Origin of the sequence: Pseudoalteromonas espejiana DSM 9414 (assembly GCF_002221525.1) — a bacterium.
In the GTDB taxonomy this organism is placed as follows: Bacteria; Pseudomonadota; Gammaproteobacteria; order Enterobacterales; family Alteromonadaceae; genus Pseudoalteromonas; species Pseudoalteromonas espejiana.
Genome location: NZ_CP011028.1, coordinates 707,330 through 725,068 on the forward strand (window position 1 = coordinate 707,330; position 17,739 = coordinate 725,068).

Consider the following 17,739-nt stretch of genomic DNA (forward strand, 5'->3'; position numbering starts at 1 on the left):
AGTTTCAAACACTCAAAAGCCTGCTTAACCGCAGGCTTTTTTGTTTACACGTAGGTTGTGTTGAGTGACACGAAACCCAACGGAACGCCAATTTATTTCACCGCTTTAAAGCCGAGTTTATATATTGTTTTGTAGGCGCTTAGCTTGCTGGCGCGTCGGGTGTGAGCTCGAAATAAATTCAATATATAATTATTTAAAGTTTAGCCTAAATTTATGTTGTGTTGAGTAGTCTTTAAAATCAACTTCCTGAAAATAAAATTTTTCACTTTCAGATCTTGCAGGAATAGTTTTGAATTTAGCTTTTTCTGTAGTAACAAATGAAAAAGGTAGTAAAATAAATAAGTTATTAAATTTACCGCTTAACATGTACCTCAACTTATCTTTAGAGCTCTCTTTAAATAACGTCACGCTTAACAGCTCCTTATTGTCACAACTCGGTAAACGGTACCCTATATTCGCCACAGCGGTATAATCAAAATCTCTAAATCCTTTATTAGATATAAGCCATTTAATTACGTCATCAAATATTGATACATCTTGATCTGGTAATAAAGATATTAAGCACTTAAGGAGTGCTTTGTAGACTTTAACATTTGAGAATTTTTGATTTGATATAATTACTTCTTTTGAAAATATGTCTGGCTCATCTTTTATCTCTATGAAATTACTTGTAGCAAATATTTTTCCGCCACCCTTAACATAAGAATTACTGTAGCCCTTTTTACCTTTGATCTGTGTTATAAAAGAAGGAGGGATAAAGCGGCTTAAATGATTTTCAAAGTCAGAGAAAATAGAGTTACATTTATCACACTCATTTATTGTGAAGATACTTTTATTACCTAAAAGCTCGGGCAACGAGTGAGATAGGTTATTGTACGTTGCAGATCTTGACTTGCAAAACCTACACTCTGATGTATTTTTACCAATCTCTAAACGAGGATAAATACAATAATTTTTTTGGTTATGATCTAGGGGTTGTTGATCTTTGTTTGTATTTTAGTCAGGTATGCATCGATAACCACATAATAGCGAATGCTAATGAAACCATTGATGCATAGTTCCTTTCTAATTTATCGTACCGAGTTGATACTGCTCTGAAGTGCTTTATTCGTGCAAACGCATTTTCAACTAAGTGTCGATACTTGTATAGATCCCAATCCATATCATTGTTTTTCTTGGTGTTATCTTTACGCCGAGGGATTAGTGGCTCACTTCCATGCTCAGTTACATAGTCACGAATTGATTGGCTATCGTAGCCCTTATCAGCAATCACATAGTCACTTTTAGGCGAATGTTTTATTAGGCTTTCTGCCATAACAAAGTCATTTCGCTGACCACCTGTTAATTCAAAGTGTACTGGGTATCCATAGCTATCAACGGCCAGATGAATCTTAGTTGAAAAGCCACCCCGACTTTTACCTATCGACTCATCTTTGTCGCTCTTTGCACCACTACTATGTTGATGTGCTCGCACAATACTGCCATCAATGAATAGCCATTCAGAATCAGTGATGAGGGCTAAATGTTTAAAAATAGTATTTAAAATGCCTTTCTTAGACCATAAGTTAAAGCGCCTAAACACAGTACTCCAAAGCCCAAAGTGTGGTGGTAAATCTCGCCAAGGAATTCCTGTGCGCATTCGATACAAAATACCTTCTAGCGTCATTCGGTGGTCAAATTTATTATAAACTCGACCACTATTGAGCATTAATTCTTTGAGCTTTAACCAGCGTTTATCTGTTAACATTGTTCTTGGCATAGCAACATCCGTTCTCGGTGGTATGTTTGATTTTTGGCGAAACCAATTATACCTTGTTGCTATGCCGTTTACTTTTTCAACAAAGATCAACACGCCCTAGTAAAATCTCTTTCATATTAAATTCATTTTATTTGAATATGATACTTTATATTAAGCGTTTTATGAGCTGGTTTGCGAGTGCTATTTGTAGTTTTTAATTATAATTTGTAAGTTTAATTACATAGCTTTTAAATAAAAAACTTAGTTTTAAGCGTAGATGTCACAACTAATTTTATGCGCCGCACTGCCTAACCCCTTCTCCCGCATGTTTAAGCGCTATAATCTGCCCTTTGCCGTTATGCGCCATAGCGAGCATATCACCGGTATTTATATTACTTTCAACTGCGTGCCTTCCCTTTAAATCACTTAAGAGCGACTGCTTAATTTGTACCAGTACTTCGTCATTACAACTGGCTATGTACCAGTCGTTATCGACCTTTACTAGCGTGCCGTATTCTATGTGGCGTTGTTGGTGTAGGCGTAAGTTATTGGCATGTTGAGTATCGAGTGCATGTTTTTTCTCGGTAATGGCGCTTGTGTAACTGCCTGATGGGGTTATTTCGTGAGTTTTTATAATTGAATAGTCGTGAATGTCTATAGTCTTAAATGAGCTGTTAAGCACGGTTTTTGGCGCGTGGTTAATACCATTGCTGCTATCAAACACAATAAATGCGAACACGCCCAGTGCACAGGCGAGGCTGGCAAGTTGTAGTGTAAAACCAAACTTTTTAGGCTTTGTGCGCGTGGCTTTATTAAGTAACGCTTTTTGCTGCGAAGCAGTGAGTGTAGTACGTGCTTTTCGCTCTTTGTAATGTTGAGTGAGCTTTTGGTCAAACTGCTCATCAGGCTTGTTCATTGTTTGCTCCTAATAAACGTTTAAGATTTTGTTTGGCGTAGCGCAGCCGTGTTTTTACGCTTTCATGGCTGCTTTGTGTTATAAGCGCTATGTCGGCAAGGCTAAAGCCTTCTTGTTGTAAGGTAATGGCTTCGCGCTGTACAAAGCTTAGTTGTTTAAGTGCATTATCGAATGCTTGATAACTTATATTGCTTTGCTCATTTTGCTGCGCGGGTAGATGAGTATTTTCGTCAAGTTCTACAAAGCGCTGCTGTTTGCGGTATTCGTCTATTAATGTGTTGCGCGCGAGTTTAAATAACCAGGCTTTTGGCGTGGTTTGCGCTTGGTAAAGGTGGCGTTTTTCGATTACCTTTAGCCACGTTTGTTGGCTTACGTCGTATGCTAAATGCGTATTAGATTGTGTTACCAGATAATGGTACAAATCGTTACTGTATAAGGCAATAAGTTGCTCTAAGTGGCGGTTGTCGCCACTTTTTGCGTAACTTGCCATGCAATCCTTGCTTGGCGTTTCAAATAACCATGACTTAATACTTAGTAGCATAGGCGTTTAGTCCGTTAAATAGAGTTATCTAATTTAAAATCGAGCTGTACAGTTTGATCTGTTTGTAATTGTGCCACACCTTCTATTACTTTGGGGCGATATTTCCAGCGTTTTATGACTCTTATTGCTTCGCGGTCAAAGGTGCGTTTTGGCTCTGCGTTAATCACTACTGGGTTTATTACTTCACCGGTGGGCGAAATACTAAAGCTAAGTTGTACCCAGCCTTCAATGCCATCGCGGGCAGCAGACGTTGGGTATTTAGGGTTTATGCGCACTATGGGCGTTGCATCCCCCGTAGGGCGGTTAATGGTGCTATTTATATCATCACCAAAATCATCAATAGTTACCGGCATTACTTCGTTTATAGCAATTACAGGGTCGTTTGAGGTATCTATTGGTGGTGCCTTAGGCGGTGTTTTTGGCACCGGCGGTGGCGGCTGTATTTTTTGTATATGCCTTACTTGTGAGTCCTCTGGTGCCTTAAAAATCTCTACAATAATATCGCCACCGGTTTTTATTGGTGCGCGCTGCTCGCCAGATATTAAATATTGCATAAACGCAAAAGCCGCAAAGGTCATTACTGCACCGCCAATTAGGGCGGTTGATGTTTTAATAAATACTGAGTTATTGGGTGCTTCAAGTGTGTGCATAAGCCGCTCCGAGTAAACTTAATTGGGTTATTTAAAAGCTATAACGGGAGGCAAATCAAAAAGGGGTTAAATAATTTTATAAAAATTGCGGGGTTTAGTTACAATAGCGTTTTGTATTCTTTTACTTATAAACTTTTAGGCTGTTATGCAACTTATACAAATAGATAAAGCACGTTACCGCAAGCATTTAAATCGGGTAATTGCAGGTTGTGCAGCGGGTTTGGCTGTTGGCAGCTTGGCTGTATCGCAAACTTTAATAGCGCTATTTCCTGATGAAAGCGGGAGCCATTTTCATTGGAATTTAACCGGTGTTGTAATAACAAGTTTGGCGATTGGCTGGCTGTTAAATAAGTACCGTACACATAGTTTTATGACCGAAGTGGTGTATGTGTGGGAGCTAAAACAAGCGCTTAATAAAATAACCCGCAAAATGCCAAAACTAAAAGCAGCAGGGCGCGAAGGTAATGCCGATGCACTGTTAGCGATTCATTATAGTTACGCGGGATCACGGCTTTTATGGCAGCTAGACGATAACACCATTACTATGGATGAGTTAGCTATAAAACAAGCCGAGCTTGATAGTGTGGCGGCCAAGTATAACCTGACTTTAAATGCCGATGACTATAACGAGGCTATATTAAAACAGTTTTAAAGCAGTTTTAAAGTTAGTTGTAAGGAGCAAGCCCTGATGAAAAAAGTACTTATAGTGTGTTTAGGTAATATTTGCCGCTCGCCAACAGCAGAGGCGGTGTTAAAAGCGCGTGCTAAAAAATTAGGTGTTGAGGTAAAAGTAGACTCGGCAGGCACCATTGGTTATCACGAAGGTAAAACGCCAGATGGCCGCTCAATGGCTGCGGGTGAAAAACGCGGTTATAGCTTTAAAGGTATTTTTTCGCGCCCAGTGCGCACCAGTGACTTTACTGAGTTTGATTTAATTTTAGCGGCCGACACACAAAATTTAGCTGATTTAAAAGCGCAATGCCCTGCGCATTTGCATTACAAGCTGGCGCTATTTTTAGAATACGGCGAGCAAAGCCAAAGCGCCATACCCGACCCATACTATGGCGGCGATGACGGCTTTGAAAATGTACTTGATTTAATAGAAGCCGCCAGTGATAAAATACTCGCAAAGCTTTGAATAAGACTACCTGAACAAAAAGACGTTAGGGCCTGTTTACCTTTCGAGGTTAAATTTGCAGCAGTCTGTTTGGTATTTAGGCAAGGCAGAGTCTATGTTGTGTGGTTGTTCCCCATAAATAGGCGATAACGACGTATAAATGCCAAACAGGCGCTGCCCAAAGGGCTCTGCCTAGGGGCAATTTACTCTTTGTTACTCGGTTTTTACTTAGCCCACTAGGTTACAAACCTCGCGCCGCGATTAAATGGCCCCTAGGTTGAACAAATTATAATCCTGAAAGGTTCACAGGCCCTAGTTAGCGCCTTTTTTAATGCCTTGTGTTGTTATCTGGCTATTTTAAAGTCGAGCTGTACTTGCGTACTTGCAACAACGGGTTGGCCGTTTTCAAATTTTGGTGCATAACGCCATTTTTTAAGTGCTGTAAGTGCTGACCTTTCAAACTCTTTACCACCTTGTGAGCTAACTACCTCTGGGTTTTTAACAAAGCCTGCGGTATCTACATCAAATTCAACAACCACTATGCCGTCTTTCATTTGGCGTGCTTTGTTTTGCGGGTAGATAGGGTTTTCACGGTATATAGGTGTTTGCTCTTGTGATTTTTTCCATGGCACCATTTTAGCAATTGCTAAACAATGTTTAGTGGCTTGCTCGCTTTGGCCGGTTTTTTCGTAAAGGTTAACAAGCTTTGAGTGCGCAGTAAGCTCAGCGTTGTGATCAAAGTTTAAGTTGTTATCAAATACCGATACAACATGGTTTAGTCGTTCAATGGCTTCATTGTATTTTTTCTTACCCTGGGCAAACGATGCCATTAAAAAGTCGGCTTTAATGCGCTCTACGGTGTTGTCGTCTAAGTTGTTGCGGTAGTAGTCGTCGGCTTGGTTAAGCAGTGTTTTAGCTTTATGATATTTTTTATGGGCAAATTTTTTGGCTAGCAGTGAGGCTGCTTCAAACTGCATGTCGGCAACAAATTTAGGGTTGTTTTGCGTTTTAGCAATATCAATAACACGGTCGTAATCGTTATCGGCTTGATAGGCAGAGTCAGTGTTTTCTGCTTTGCCAATTAGCGCATCGATTGTTTCTATTGCATTTTTACCGTGGTTATTTGCCAGTATTGAATAGGCTTGCGAGTAAAGCTCGTAACGCATTTCGGTTACATTTTTTTTGCTGCTTATTGTGCTTGGCGCTGTAATTGCTTTGGCATAATTAATAGCAAGGCTTGCGGTGTTATCGCTTTTGTCACCATAAAATGAAAGCCCCGTAGTGTAGGCTAGTTTAGCAGCTTGCTCTATATTTTCTTCTTTTTTAACTGCTGTTAGGTAACTTTGGTACGCACTAGAAAAAGCGGTTTTATCGTCGCTTGCTTGGCTTGCATTTGATTCGCTGGCAAAAGCTGTAAAGGTTAATCCTATTGCTAAGGCGAGGTGCTGTGCTTTCATAATAATCCCTATTAGTGTTCAGTCTAGAAACAAAATATCACAAATGAGAATGGTAGTCATTACTGTTTGTGCGGTTTGCTTTTATATTAATAAGCTCAAAACACAATTGTGAAGTAAATTTAAAATAACAAAGCAGAGTTTGATTGTCACCTTTTTAGGTAAGTACAGTGGCTGTTCAAAGCTGTACTTTTATTACGATTAAATATTGAAAACAGTGGCTGCCGTCGCCATATATTTGCCATAAACTATGTTGTACTACGATCTAAATTTAAACGTTTGTGATATTATCACCTCATGGTGTCGTAGTTATTTAATTATTTGGATTTGTCGTGGCGCAAGTAAGAGCAAGAGCCCAGCTAAATGTTGGCAAAAATAGTGATATTCCCGCAGAAATAGTGTCATTTAGTGGCTTAAAAGATGGCCAAGAGCACGTTGCATTTGTGTTTAACAATGCCGACTCAACGCAGTCTGTGCCGCTTATTCGTATGCACTCAGAATGCTTAACGGGTGATGTATTTCATTCATCGCGTTGCGATTGCGGCGAGCAGCTAAACGAATGTATTGAAATGATGCACGAACAAGGCGGAGTGTTATTGTATTTACGCCAAGAAGGCCGTGGCATTGGTTTATATAATAAAATTGACGCTTACGTACTGCAATCACAGGGTATGAATACTTACGAGGCTAATAATCACTTAGGCTTTGCTGACGACTTACGTGATTTTTCGGATGCGGTACTTATGCTCAGTGCGCTTAATTTAAACCACGTTAAATTAATGACCAATAACCCTAAAAAGCTGAATGCCCTAAAAGATGCAGGCATTGAGGTAGACACAGTTATTGGCACGCATGCGCACATAAAAGCTGGGCTTACAGGTAACAAAGCCTACCTAGAAACCAAAATTAAGCACGGCGCGCATATGTTAGATATTAAAAAAATTAAAAAACCTTAACTTTTTAATTGTGTAGTGTCTGTTAATCCCCCCTCACGCCAAGTTATACTTGGCGTGTTTTGTTTAAACTAAGAGCAAGTATGTCTACAGAATTACGAATTTTTAAAGCCGATGCAGGGCTAAAGTGGTTTAAAGCCGGATGGCAAATTTTTAAAACCCAGCCAGTTACGTTTATTGTTATGCATTTATTAATAGGCATAGTGGGCATATTGTCGTTAGTTTTACCTTTATTACAGGTAGTTGCAGCCCTTGCTACGCCATTTTTAACCGCAGGGTTTTACCAAGCGGTACTTACCAAGCAACAAGGCGGTAAAATTATGCTCGCCGACATACTCAAGCCATTTAGTGCTAAAGGTAACCGTTTAGGGTTGCTTCGTTTAGCGCTTTATCAAATGGGGGCGGGTATTTTAATGGCCTTATTAGCCAATGGCTTATTTGCTGATGCAGTGGCAATTATGAGCCAAGAGGGGCTTGATCCTAACGTTGCACTTGAGCAAACCTTAAATAGTATTTCGGGAGCAAGTGTAGTGCTGTTTTTAGTGGCAATGGCGTTATATTTAATGGCATTTGCCTACGCTGTGCCGCTTATATATTTTAGCAAAGAAAAGCGTATTTTAACGGCGCTTAAAAATTCGTTATTAGTTTTTTACCATAACTTATTTGCGCTAAGTGTGTTTGGCATTATTTGTATGCTATTTATGGCGCTTTCTATGTTCTTATCGTTCTTACCGCTGTTGATTTTAATGCCAATTTGCTACATTAGTTTCTTTGTATCTTATCAGGCTATTTTTATGCCAATTGTACCGCCAAGTGACGACAGTAACATTAAGCCACTTAGCAGCGAAACAAGCGGGCGCTTTGACGCTTAATGGATGATAAGTTAAAACAAAAACTAAAAAACTACGTACTGTGGTTACTAGGGCGCCAAGAATATTCACGCCGAGAGTTAACCTTTAAGCTTCAGCAAAAAGAAGCCAGCGACGAGTTTATAGAAACCTTGCTAAATTGGTGCGAAGAGCACAATTTTATTAACGAGCAACGTTACTGCGAAGGGTTTGTTAGAAAACATATATTTAAAGGCCATGGGCTTAAGCGTATTCAAAGCGAAGCCATGGGCAAAGGGATTGACCGTTCGCTACTTGAAAGAGTAGTTGAAGAGCTTGAAATAGATTGGTTTGAGCTCGCGCAGGAAGCGTATAACAAAAAGTATTCCACTACACCGGCAAACCTCGAGTACAAAGATAAAGCTAAGCGCGTGCGCTACTTGATGTACCGAGGATTTAGCTACGAACAAATTGATTTTGCAATGCAAGCACAGTAAATACAGGTGAGATTTTCACATGCAGCACATGACTACGGCACAACTTAGGCAACAGTTTTTAGACTTTTTTGCCAGCAAACAGCACCAAATTGTCCCATCGGGTTCACTTATTCCGGGTAACGATGCCACGTTGTTATTTAACAATGCCGGTATGGTTCCTTTTAAAGATGTGTTTTTAGGCGCCGAAACTCGCCCTTACACGCGTGCTACAAGTGCACAGCGTTGTGTGCGTGCTGGTGGTAAACATAACGACTTAGAAAACGTAGGTTACACGGCACGTCACCATACCTTTTTTGAAATGCTAGGTAACTTTAGTTTTGGCGATTACTTTAAACAAGACGCTATTAAGTTTGCGTGGGAGTTTTTAACTGAAGTAGTTAAATTACCACAAGAAAAACTACTTGTTACTATTTACCACGACGATGAAGATGCATTTGGTTTTTGGCATAACGACATTGGCCTAAGCGAAGATCGTATTATACGTATTGCTACCTCAGACAACTTCTGGTCTATGGGCGATACAGGTCCGTGTGGCCCATGTTCTGAAATATTTTACGATCACGGTGAGCACATTTGGGGTGGTCCTCCGGGATCTCCTGAAGAAGATGGCGACCGTTTTATCGAAATTTGGAACCTGGTATTTATGCAATACAACCGTCAAAGCGACGGTACGATGGAACCATTACCTAAGCAATCTGTTGATACAGGTATGGGCCTTGAGCGTATTGCCGCTATTTTACAAGGTGTGCATTCAAACTACGAAATCGACTTGTTCCAAGGCTTAATTGCAGCCGCTGCAAGCGTAACTAACGCACAAGACATGAACGATAAATCGCTACGCGTAGTGGCTGATCATATTCGTTCGTGTGCGTTTTTAATCTCAGACGGTGTTATGCCATCTAACGAAGGCCGTGGTTATGTACTTCGTCGTATTATTCGCCGTGCGGTACGCCATGGTAATAAGCTTGGTGCACAAGGCGCGTTTTTCTATAAATTAGTAGCCGCGCTTATTGAGCAAATGGGTCAAGCGTATCCTGAGCTTGCTAAGCAGCAAGAAATTATTGAAAAAGTACTGCGCATTGAAGAAGAGCAATTTGGTAAAACCCTTGAGCGTGGCTTAGCAATTTTAGAAGAAAGCCTAAGCGATCTTAAAGGCGATATTATCCCAGGTGATTTAGTATTTAAGCTATACGATACGTATGGTTTCCCTGCGGATTTAACTGCCGATGTTGCGCGTGAGCGACAAATGACCATTGATCACTCAGGCTTTGAAGAGTGCATGGCAGTACAGCGTAAAACAGCGCAAAAAGCGGGTAAATTTGGTGCCGATTACAACGAGCAATTAAAATCAGAAAAGCTTACTGAATTTAAAGGGTACGACAGCATTCATCACAGCGCTACGGTAGTCGAGGTTTTTGCAAGTGGTGAGTCGGTTTCTATTTTAGAAGACGGTCAGCAAGGTATTGTAATATTAAACCACACGCCATTTTACGCTGAATCGGGCGGTCAAACAGGTGATACCGGTACTATTACTGTTGCAGGTGGCGAGTTTAGTGTAACTAACACCACTAAGCTGGGTAATGCTTTTGCACACCACGGTACTGTACAAGGGCGCATTGCAGTTAATGATAAAGTTGATGCAACTATTGACGACGCACGCCGTGAGCGCATCAAGAAAAACCATACCGCAACTCATATTTTACACGAAGCGCTTCGCCAATTACTTGGTGAGCACGTAAGTCAAAAAGGCTCGCTGGTTGAGCCTGAACGTTTACGTTTTGACTTTTCGCACTTTGAAGCGGTAACTAAAGATGAGCTACGTGAAATTGAGCGTGTAGTTAATGATGAAATTCGTCGTAACTTTGCACTTAACACTGAACTTATGGCAATTGATGATGCTAAAGCTAAAGGTGCTATGGCACTGTTTGGCGAAAAGTACGATGACGAAGTACGTGTAGTAACGATTGGTGATTACTCAATTGAGCTTTGTGGTGGTACGCACGTTGAGCGCGCAGGCGATATTGGTTTATTCAAAATTGTATCTGAAAGTGGTATTGCTGCAGGTGTTCGCCGTATTGAAGCGGTAACCGGTGCAGATGCCGTAGCCTATGTGAGCGAGCAAGAAAAACAACTTAACGATGTAGCGGCGCTTGTAAAAGGTGATAGCGCATCGGTACTTGAAAAAGTAACTGCCTTGCTTGAAAAGTCTAAAGGCCTTGAAAAGCAAATTGCTCAGCTTAACGACAAGCTAGCAAGTGCAGCGGGTGCGTCTTTACTTGATTCTATTGTTGAAATTAACGGCGTTAAGCTATTAGTTGCAAACGTTGAAGGAACCGAGTCTAAAGCGCTTCGCGGTATGGTTGATGACCTTAAAAACAAGATTGGCTCAGGTGTTATTGCCCTTGGTGTTGCCAGTGGCGATAAGGTAAGCCTAATTGCAGGTGTAACTAAAGACTTAACAGGCAAAGTAAAAGCCGGTGAGCTTGTTAACCACATGGCTTCTCAAGTAGGTGGTAAAGGCGGCGGTCGCCCAGATATGGCACAAGCGGGTGGCTCACAACCTGAAAACTTAAACGCAGCGCTTGAAAGCGTAACTGCTTGGGTAACCGAGAAAGTTTAAGATTACGTGGCACTTATTGTCCAAAAGTATGGCGGCACTTCGGTTGGCTCAATTGAGCGAATAGAAGCGGTCGCCGACCTTGTTGTTAAAACTAGGCAACAAGGTCATCAAGTGGTTGTTGTGCTCTCGGCTATGTCGGGAGAAACCAACCGCTTAATTAACCTCGCCAAACAAATTGATACTCGCCCGAGTAATCGAGAACTAGACGTACTAATAAGCACCGGAGAGCAGGTTTCTGTATCGCTGCTTGCTATGGCTATTATAAAACGTGGCCACTCAGCTGTAAGTTTACTTGCCGACCAAGTAAATATTCAAACCGATAACATGTTTGGTAAAGCCCGCATTGAAGATGTAGCCGCAACGCGTTTAAAGCATGAGCTTGAGCATAACCGTATTGCTATTATTGCCGGTTTTCAGGGGCGCGACGTAGAGGGAAATATTACAACCCTTGGCCGTGGTGGCACCGATACCTCTGCGGTAGAAATTGCCGGCGCAATAAAAGCAGACGAATGCCAGATCTATACCGATGTTGATGGCGTATATACAACAGACCCGCGTGTAGAACCAACAGCGCAACGATTAAGCCATGTCACGTTTGCAGAAATGCTAGAGCTGGCAAGCTTGGGCGCCAAAGTATTGCATATTCGCTCTGTAGAGGCGGCTGGCAGGCATAAAATGCCGCTTAGGGTGCTTTCAAGCTTTAAGCCCGATGAAGGAACGCTAATTAGTTTTGAGGAGAGCGATATGCCAACCAAGGTTGTATCGGGAATAGCATTTAATCGTGACGAATGCTTGATAAAGGTACATGGCGTACCATACTGTGTTAATTCTCTTACAAAAATTTTGAAACTTTTTGCAGAAAATGGCATCGAAATAGATATGATTAGTCAAGTTAATCATAACTTTGAAAAAAAAGACTATGCTTTCACTGTGCACACAAATGACTATCTGCAAGCACGCGATTTACTTATTAAGCATAAGGTAAATTTGCAGGCTGAGGATATTTCTGCTGACACCACAATTGCAAAAGTGTCGGCTGTTGGCGTAGGGATGAAGTCTCACTCTGGTGTAGCGCATCAATTTTTTGATGCACTAGCTAAAGAAAGCATACATGTGATTTTAGTTTCGACGTCAGAAATCAAAGTATCGGTTTTAATTGATGAGAAGTATCTGGAATTAGCAGTACGTGCGTTACATAAAGAATTTTTAACAGAAAATGGATAGTTTGGGAGTTTTTACTTACTTTTCAATCGAATTTTCATTAATATGTTCAAGCGGAATCTTATAATTTATTGGAACATGGGAGCAAGAGAATGCTAATACTAACTCGTAGAGTAGGTGAAACCCTAATGATTGGTGACGAAGTAACAGTTACTGTTTTAGGTGTTAAAGGAAATCAAGTTCGAATTGGTGTTAATGCACCTAAAGACGTTTCAGTGCATCGTGAAGAAATTTACATGCGTATACAAGCTGAAAAGTCTAACCCTAATCCGGGCAATGCTTAATCAACACGTATACTTAGCTGAGTAATTTATTACTTAGCTATACCAAAAGCCACTCACTGAGTGGCTTTTTTGTTTATAAAATCGAGCATATCATCGGTTAATACGCTGCTAGATATGTATTGCATGCCGTGTTTATGATGAATTAAATAACCACGCGGAGTTTTGGTAATAGCTGTTATTTCAGACCAGGTAAGAGTATGGTTTTTATAATGGTTTGAAGAGCTTATAGCCTCGTCTGTAAATTCAAGTGTTACTTGCGAACCAGACGCACGACTAAACATTTGGCGTGTAACCCACCAAGGCCTGCGGTAATAAAACGCCACGCATTCTAAAACGCCAACCATAATTAAAAATGTGCCTAGGTAATGATCGTCCATCGCGTAAATACTAAATAAACCTAAGCACACTAATAACAATAGCAAAAAGTACTTTGGCTTTGCGCCTTTACTATAAGGCAGAGACTCATCAAAGCATTCGTAGTAGTAGGGTTTATCTAATTTATAGGTAGTGGTGAGTGACATAATAGCTAATAAATAAAAGTTTTAGCCATTTTAGCAAGCCAGCATTAAAATCTCATTAGTTTATCTGCATGGTGTATTACAGACACAAAAAAGCGGCTTATAAAAAGCCGCTTTTATTACGTTACCAAGCAGATTAACAGTTAGTTTCTTCTGCGTTAACGCCTTCTTTTACATTCTCACATGCATCTTCTACAGAGTTTTGCACGTCAGTTACTGCTTCATCAATACGCTCGCCTGCTTCTTCTGCGTGGTTGTCTTCACAACCCATCATGAAGAAACCTGCGAATACTGCGATAAGTGCTGCTTTTAAAGTTGTTGAGTTCATAATGTAATTCCTTGTAAATGTTGATTGTTTAGTGTTTTGAGTATTCTAACTACCTGGGCGATTTACCGCGCAGTGCACCTGAAACTAAAGAAATCACTAAAAGTACTAAAAAGATAAAAAATATAATTTTTGCTATACCAGCTGCGGCACCTGCGATGCCACCAAAACCTAACACTGCAGCGATTAAAGCAATAACTAAAAATGTAATTGTCCAGCGTAACATTGTCTTCTCCTTGGTTATCAAATTCGTTCGAGATTACTAATGCCAGTTATATGCCATTATTAATTGTTGTTAATAATCAATTGTTTATCTTATTTGGCAGGATTTGTTTAATTTACTCATTGGTAACTTTTACTTTTAACGATGTAACTTATTCACACTGTTGTAAATTTTGTGAAACGTAAATGGTTACTACGAATGCTAGCGAACTCACTCTTGGTAAGACCAATTTACATTGGTTTGATTTTTAACGTTAAAAGCGTTTATTACAGCTTTGTAGTTAGCGAGTTTTAATGGATTTTAATTTTTAATATATAACGATGGCCTATAACCGCTATTTTTAACATCTATAAAGCCACATGTTCGTGGTAATTATAGCTATGTTAACTGCTTTGGTTATATGTTAGTTTAATTTTAATTGGTTTTACCAATTTACAGGTGATGGACAAAGTATTAAGTTTTGTTATTATCTGGTGAATAATTATTTAAATAAATCGATTTTATATCGGTGTAGTGTAAGGGGGAGAAAAATGGATATAGCAGCAGTACTCACAACCGCAGGCAGTTTAATGCTTACGGGCATGGTGGGCGTGTTTGTGTTTCTTTCAATATTAATTGGTGCTGTAACACTTATGTCTAACTTAGTTGCTCGTTTTGCCGAGCCTGAAGTGGCAGCACCTGTTAAATCACCATCTTTTAAATCTCAAGGTGTGCCAAGTGAGCACATCGCTGCTATTAGTGCTGCCATTGCTCAGTACAAATCAAATAATAAATAAGGGGCACACACGTGGCTAAATTAAAATTAACAGAACTTGTTTTACGCGACGCGCACCAGTCGTTACTTGCTACACGCATGCGCTTAGACGATATGCTTCCTATTGCTAGCAAGCTTGATGATGCAGGTTACTGGTCTATTGAATCGTGGGGCGGCGCAACATTTGATTCGTGTATTCGTTATTTAGGTGAAGATCCGTGGGAGCGTATACGCGCACTTAAAAAGGCAATGCCTAATACTAAACAGCAAATGCTATTACGCGGTCAAAACTTGTTAGGTTACCGCCATTACGCTGATGACGTAGTAGAAAAGTTTGTAGAGCGAGCGCACAAAAATGGCGTTGATGTATTTCGTATTTTTGACGCGATGAACGATGTGCGTAACTTAGAAACTGCAATAAAAGCAGCTGTTAAAGTAGGCGCCCATGCACAAGGGACTATTTCGTACACTGTAAGCCCTGTACATACTCTTGATATGTGGCTAACGCTTGCAAAACAATTAGAAGATTTAGGTTGTCACTCTATTTGTATTAAAGACATGGCCGGTTTATTAAAACCATATGATGCCGAGCAGCTAATAAAAGGCCTTAAAGAAACCGTTTCTATTCCTATTGCAATGCAGTGCCATGCAACAACAGGGCTTAGTACTGCAACATATCAAAAAGCCATTGATGCCGGTATTGATATGCTTGATACAGCTATTTCATCAATGAGTATGACTTACGGACACTCAGCCACAGAAACTATAGTGGCAATTGTTGAGGGAACCGCACGCGATACTGAACTTGATTTAAACCAGCTTGAAGAAATAGCTGCTTACTTTAGAGATGTTCGTAAAAAATACGCAGCCTTTGAAGGTAGCCTTAAAGGTGTTGATGGCCGTATATTACTCGCGCAAGTACCTGGCGGCATGTTAACCAACATGGAAAATCAACTTAAAGAGCAAGGCGCTGCTGATAAGCTAAACGAGGTGTTACTTGAAATTCCGCGTGTGCGTGAAGATTTAGGCTTTATTCCGCTTGTTACACCAACATCGCAAATTGTAGGTACACAAGCTGTACTTAATGTGCTTACTGGCGAGCGTTACAAAACCATTACTAAAGAAACCGCCGGTGTACTAAAAGGTGAGTACGGCTTAACACCCGCACCTATGAATAAAGAGCTGCAAGAACGTGTGCTTGATGGGCAAGATGTAATTACGTGTCGCCCTGCTGATAATATTGCACCTGAGCTTGCATCACTTGAAGCAGAACTTCAAAAAGAAGCGCAAGAACAAGGTTTAACTCTGGCTGATGAGCAAATAGATGATGTACTCACTTATGCGTTATTCCCACAAGTTGGCCTTAAATTTATTAAAAACCGTAATAACCCAGATGCCTTTGAAGCAGTACCAAGTGCCGATGATTCAAACTCTAAACCAGCTGCAAAACCTGCAAACAACAAAGGCGTTACCGCTGAACAATATAGCGTGAAAGTAGACGGTAAAGTTTACGATGTTGTTGTAGCGCAAGGTGGTGAGCTTAAAGAAGTATCGCTTAAAGATTCTGAGCATTTACCTCAATCAGCATCGGTTGCATCAGGCGAAACATTAAACGCGCCACTGGCTGGTAATATTTTTAAAGTAAAAGTAAAAGCAGGACAAGCCGTAAATGAAGGCGATGTTGTTGTGATTATGGAAGCGATGAAAATGGAAACTGAGGTTCGTGCAATGCACTCTGGTACCGTTGCCGAAGTTTTAGTATCTGAAGGTGATGCTGTAACTACTGGTGATGCAATTATAGCGATGGCGTAGGAGTAGCGTTAATGGAAGGTCTATTAAACCTTTGGCATGCTACAGGCATTGCTAACTTTACCTTTGCTGGCTTAATTATGATTGCAGTAGGGTGTTTATTATTGTTTTTAGCAATAGCTAAAAACTTTGAACCACTGTTACTTCTGCCAATAGGCTTTGGTGCAATACTGACTAATATTCCGGTTGCTGGGTTATCAGACCCTGGTGGCTTACTTTATTACGTGTACTACGTGGGAATTGATACGGGAATTTTTCCGCTATTAATATTTATGGGTGTTGGCGCGCTTACCGATTTTAGTGCGCTAATAGCAAATCCTCGCATGTTACTACTTGGTGCTGCAGCGCAGTTTGGTATTTTTGCGACCTTATTTGGCGCAATTTTACTTAACTTTATTCCGGGTTTTGAGTTTACGCTTCAAGATGCATCGGCTATTGCGATTATTGGTGGTGCTGATGGCCCAACGGCTATATTTTTAGCATCAAAGCTTGCGCCTGATTTACTTGGTGCCATTGCGGTTGCTGCATACTCTTATATGGCGTTAGTGCCAATTATTCAGCCACCAATTATGCGTGCATTCACAACGCCAGAAGAGCGCCAAATTAAAATGCCAGAACTACGTAAAGTGTCTAAAAAGGAAAAAATTATTTTTCCACTTATGGTACTTACTGCAACTGCAATGTTTTTACCAGCAGCAATACCGCTAGTAGGTATGTTTTGTTTAGGTAACTTAATGCGTGAGTCGGGTGTTGTAGATAGGCTTAGTAACAGTGCCCAAAACGAAATCATTAATGTAACCACTATATTTTTAGGTTTGGCAGTGGGCTCTAAATTGGCGGCTGAACAGTTTTTAACTGTAGAAACCATTGGCATTTTAGTGCTGGGTGCATTGGCATTTGCAATAGGTACGGCCTCGGGCGTATTTATGGCAAAAGGCCTTAATAAGCTTTCTAAAACACCTATTAACCCTTTAATTGGTGCTGCTGGCGTATCGGCAGTTCCTATGGCTGCACGTGTAGTAAACAAGGTAGGGCTTGAAAATAACCCGCATAACTTTTTACTTATGCATGCCATGGGGCCAAATGTGGCAGGGGTACTTGGTAGTGCCGTTGCGGCAGGTATATTGTTAGCGCTTGTAGGTTAACAAACCAGATTAATAGGTTTTAATTTAAAGATTTAATCCAACCGATTAGCGCAGTTTACTGCGCTTTTTTTATGCTTATAATAAAGTTTGTTTGATACCGTATTTTTGTTTACAGTGATGGCTCTGCACACTAATAAGGATAGTCAT

The 17,739-nt window shown here is 40.5% G+C and carries 20 protein-coding genes; 11 read left to right on the forward strand and 9 right to left on the reverse strand.

What is annotated here, in order from left to right:
• Positions 1 to 189: 189 nt before the first annotated feature.
• The 5 genes from PESP_RS03195 to PESP_RS03215 form a co-directional block, all read right to left on the reverse strand.
• Complete coding sequence (locus PESP_RS03195) at positions 190 to 855, reverse strand: hypothetical protein (RefSeq protein WP_089346742.1); 666 nt, start codon at positions 853 to 855, stop codon at positions 190 to 192.
• A 145-nt stretch (positions 856 to 1,000) separates the two neighbouring features.
• The gene (locus PESP_RS03200; protein ID WP_089346266.1) at positions 1,001 to 1,759 is read right to left on the reverse strand and encodes an IS5 family transposase; all 759 of its coding nucleotides are present in this window, start codon (positions 1,757 to 1,759) and stop codon (positions 1,001 to 1,003) included.
• Between the two features lie 271 nt (positions 1,760 to 2,030).
• Complete coding sequence (locus PESP_RS03205; RefSeq protein ID WP_089346743.1) at positions 2,031 to 2,654, reverse strand: hypothetical protein; 624 nt, start codon at positions 2,652 to 2,654, stop codon at positions 2,031 to 2,033.
• A complete protein-coding gene (locus PESP_RS03210) occupies positions 2,641 to 3,195 on the reverse strand; it encodes a sigma-70 family RNA polymerase sigma factor (RefSeq protein WP_089346744.1) in 555 nt (184 codons plus the stop codon). The genes PESP_RS03205 and PESP_RS03210 overlap by 14 nt, the downstream gene beginning before the upstream one ends.
• Positions 3,196 to 3,209: 14 nt before the next feature.
• The gene (locus PESP_RS03215; protein ID WP_089346745.1) at positions 3,210 to 3,845 is read right to left on the reverse strand and encodes an energy transducer TonB; all 636 of its coding nucleotides are present in this window, start codon (positions 3,843 to 3,845) and stop codon (positions 3,210 to 3,212) included.
• 145 nt (positions 3,846 to 3,990) lie between these two features.
• On the opposite strand from PESP_RS03215, the gene PESP_RS03220 reads away from it, so the two are divergent.
• Together PESP_RS03220 and PESP_RS03225 are read left to right on the forward strand one after the other, a co-directional pair.
• On the forward strand, positions 3,991 to 4,497 hold the full coding sequence (locus tag PESP_RS03220; protein ID WP_089346746.1) for a DUF3087 domain-containing protein: 507 nt from the start codon (positions 3,991 to 3,993) through the stop codon (positions 4,495 to 4,497).
• A 36-nt stretch (positions 4,498 to 4,533) separates the two neighbouring features.
• Positions 4,534 to 4,983 carry a low molecular weight protein-tyrosine-phosphatase gene (locus tag PESP_RS03225; RefSeq protein WP_089346747.1) on the forward strand — a complete coding sequence of 150 codons (450 nt, stop codon included), beginning with the start codon at positions 4,534 to 4,536 and terminating at the stop codon, positions 4,981 to 4,983.
• A gap of 323 nt (positions 4,984 to 5,306) precedes the next feature.
• Here PESP_RS03225 and PESP_RS03230 read toward each other — a convergent pair whose 3' ends face one another.
• Positions 5,307 to 6,419 carry a TonB family protein gene (locus PESP_RS03230; protein ID WP_089346748.1) on the reverse strand — a complete coding sequence of 371 codons (1,113 nt, stop codon included), beginning with the start codon at positions 6,417 to 6,419 and terminating at the stop codon, positions 5,307 to 5,309.
• Positions 6,420 to 6,748: 329 nt separating this feature from the next.
• Here PESP_RS03230 and PESP_RS03235 point away from each other — a divergent pair, with 329 nt between their 5' ends.
• The 6 genes from PESP_RS03235 (at position 6,749) to csrA (ending at position 12,818) form a co-directional block, all read left to right on the forward strand.
• Positions 6,749 to 7,372 carry a GTP cyclohydrolase II gene (locus tag PESP_RS03235; protein ID WP_089346749.1) on the forward strand — a complete coding sequence of 208 codons (624 nt, stop codon included), beginning with the start codon at positions 6,749 to 6,751 and terminating at the stop codon, positions 7,370 to 7,372.
• An 80-nt stretch (positions 7,373 to 7,452) separates the two neighbouring features.
• Positions 7,453 to 8,241 carry a BPSS1780 family membrane protein gene (locus PESP_RS03240; protein WP_089346750.1) on the forward strand — a complete coding sequence of 263 codons (789 nt, stop codon included), beginning with the start codon at positions 7,453 to 7,455 and terminating at the stop codon, positions 8,239 to 8,241.
• Positions 8,241 to 8,693, forward strand: a complete 453-nt coding sequence (locus tag PESP_RS03245; RefSeq protein WP_089346751.1) for a regulatory protein RecX — start codon at positions 8,241 to 8,243, stop codon at positions 8,691 to 8,693. The genes PESP_RS03240 and PESP_RS03245 overlap by 1 nt, the downstream gene beginning before the upstream one ends.
• Before the next feature lie 19 nt (positions 8,694 to 8,712).
• Positions 8,713 to 11,313 (forward strand): alanine--tRNA ligase, encoded by a 2,601-nt coding sequence (gene alaS, locus PESP_RS03250; protein WP_089346752.1) that lies wholly within the window; start codon positions 8,713 to 8,715, stop codon positions 11,311 to 11,313.
• Positions 11,314 to 11,319: 6 nt separating this feature from the next.
• Positions 11,320 to 12,537, forward strand: coding sequence for an aspartate kinase (locus tag PESP_RS03255; RefSeq protein ID WP_089346753.1), 1,218 nt, complete (start codon positions 11,320 to 11,322; stop codon positions 12,535 to 12,537).
• 89 nt (positions 12,538 to 12,626) lie between these two features.
• The gene (gene csrA / locus PESP_RS03260; protein ID WP_004587515.1) at positions 12,627 to 12,818 is read left to right on the forward strand and encodes a carbon storage regulator CsrA; all 192 of its coding nucleotides are present in this window, start codon (positions 12,627 to 12,629) and stop codon (positions 12,816 to 12,818) included.
• A gap of 53 nt (positions 12,819 to 12,871) precedes the next feature.
• Here csrA and PESP_RS03265 read toward each other — a convergent pair whose 3' ends face one another.
• The 3 genes from PESP_RS03265 to PESP_RS03275 all read right to left on the reverse strand — a co-directional run bounded on the left by PESP_RS03265 (position 12,872) and on the right by PESP_RS03275 (position 13,887).
• Complete coding sequence (locus tag PESP_RS03265; protein ID WP_089346754.1) at positions 12,872 to 13,339, reverse strand: YcxB family protein; 468 nt, start codon at positions 13,337 to 13,339, stop codon at positions 12,872 to 12,874.
• A gap of 133 nt (positions 13,340 to 13,472) precedes the next feature.
• The gene (locus tag PESP_RS03270; protein ID WP_004587517.1) at positions 13,473 to 13,664 is read right to left on the reverse strand and encodes a hypothetical protein; all 192 of its coding nucleotides are present in this window, start codon (positions 13,662 to 13,664) and stop codon (positions 13,473 to 13,475) included.
• 49 nt (positions 13,665 to 13,713) lie between these two features.
• Positions 13,714 to 13,887, reverse strand: a complete 174-nt coding sequence (locus tag PESP_RS03275) for a DUF1328 domain-containing protein (protein ID WP_002961939.1) — start codon at positions 13,885 to 13,887, stop codon at positions 13,714 to 13,716.
• Between the two features lie 527 nt (positions 13,888 to 14,414).
• On the opposite strand from PESP_RS03275, the gene PESP_RS03280 reads away from it, so the two are divergent.
• From PESP_RS03280 to PESP_RS03290, 3 genes are read left to right on the forward strand one after another with little or no spacing between them, the layout of a single operon-like run.
• Positions 14,415 to 14,660, forward strand: a complete 246-nt coding sequence (locus PESP_RS03280; protein WP_089346755.1) for an OadG family protein — start codon at positions 14,415 to 14,417, stop codon at positions 14,658 to 14,660.
• A gap of 11 nt (positions 14,661 to 14,671) precedes the next feature.
• Entirely contained in the window at positions 14,672 to 16,450 is a 1,779-nt protein-coding gene (gene oadA, locus PESP_RS03285) for a sodium-extruding oxaloacetate decarboxylase subunit alpha (RefSeq protein WP_089346756.1), read from the forward strand.
• An 11-nt stretch (positions 16,451 to 16,461) separates the two neighbouring features.
• Positions 16,462 to 17,592: a sodium ion-translocating decarboxylase subunit beta gene (locus PESP_RS03290; protein ID WP_089346757.1), complete on the forward strand. Its 1,131-nt coding sequence runs from the start codon at positions 16,462 to 16,464 to the stop codon at positions 17,590 to 17,592.
• The last annotated feature ends 147 nt before the right edge of the window (positions 17,593 to 17,739 follow it).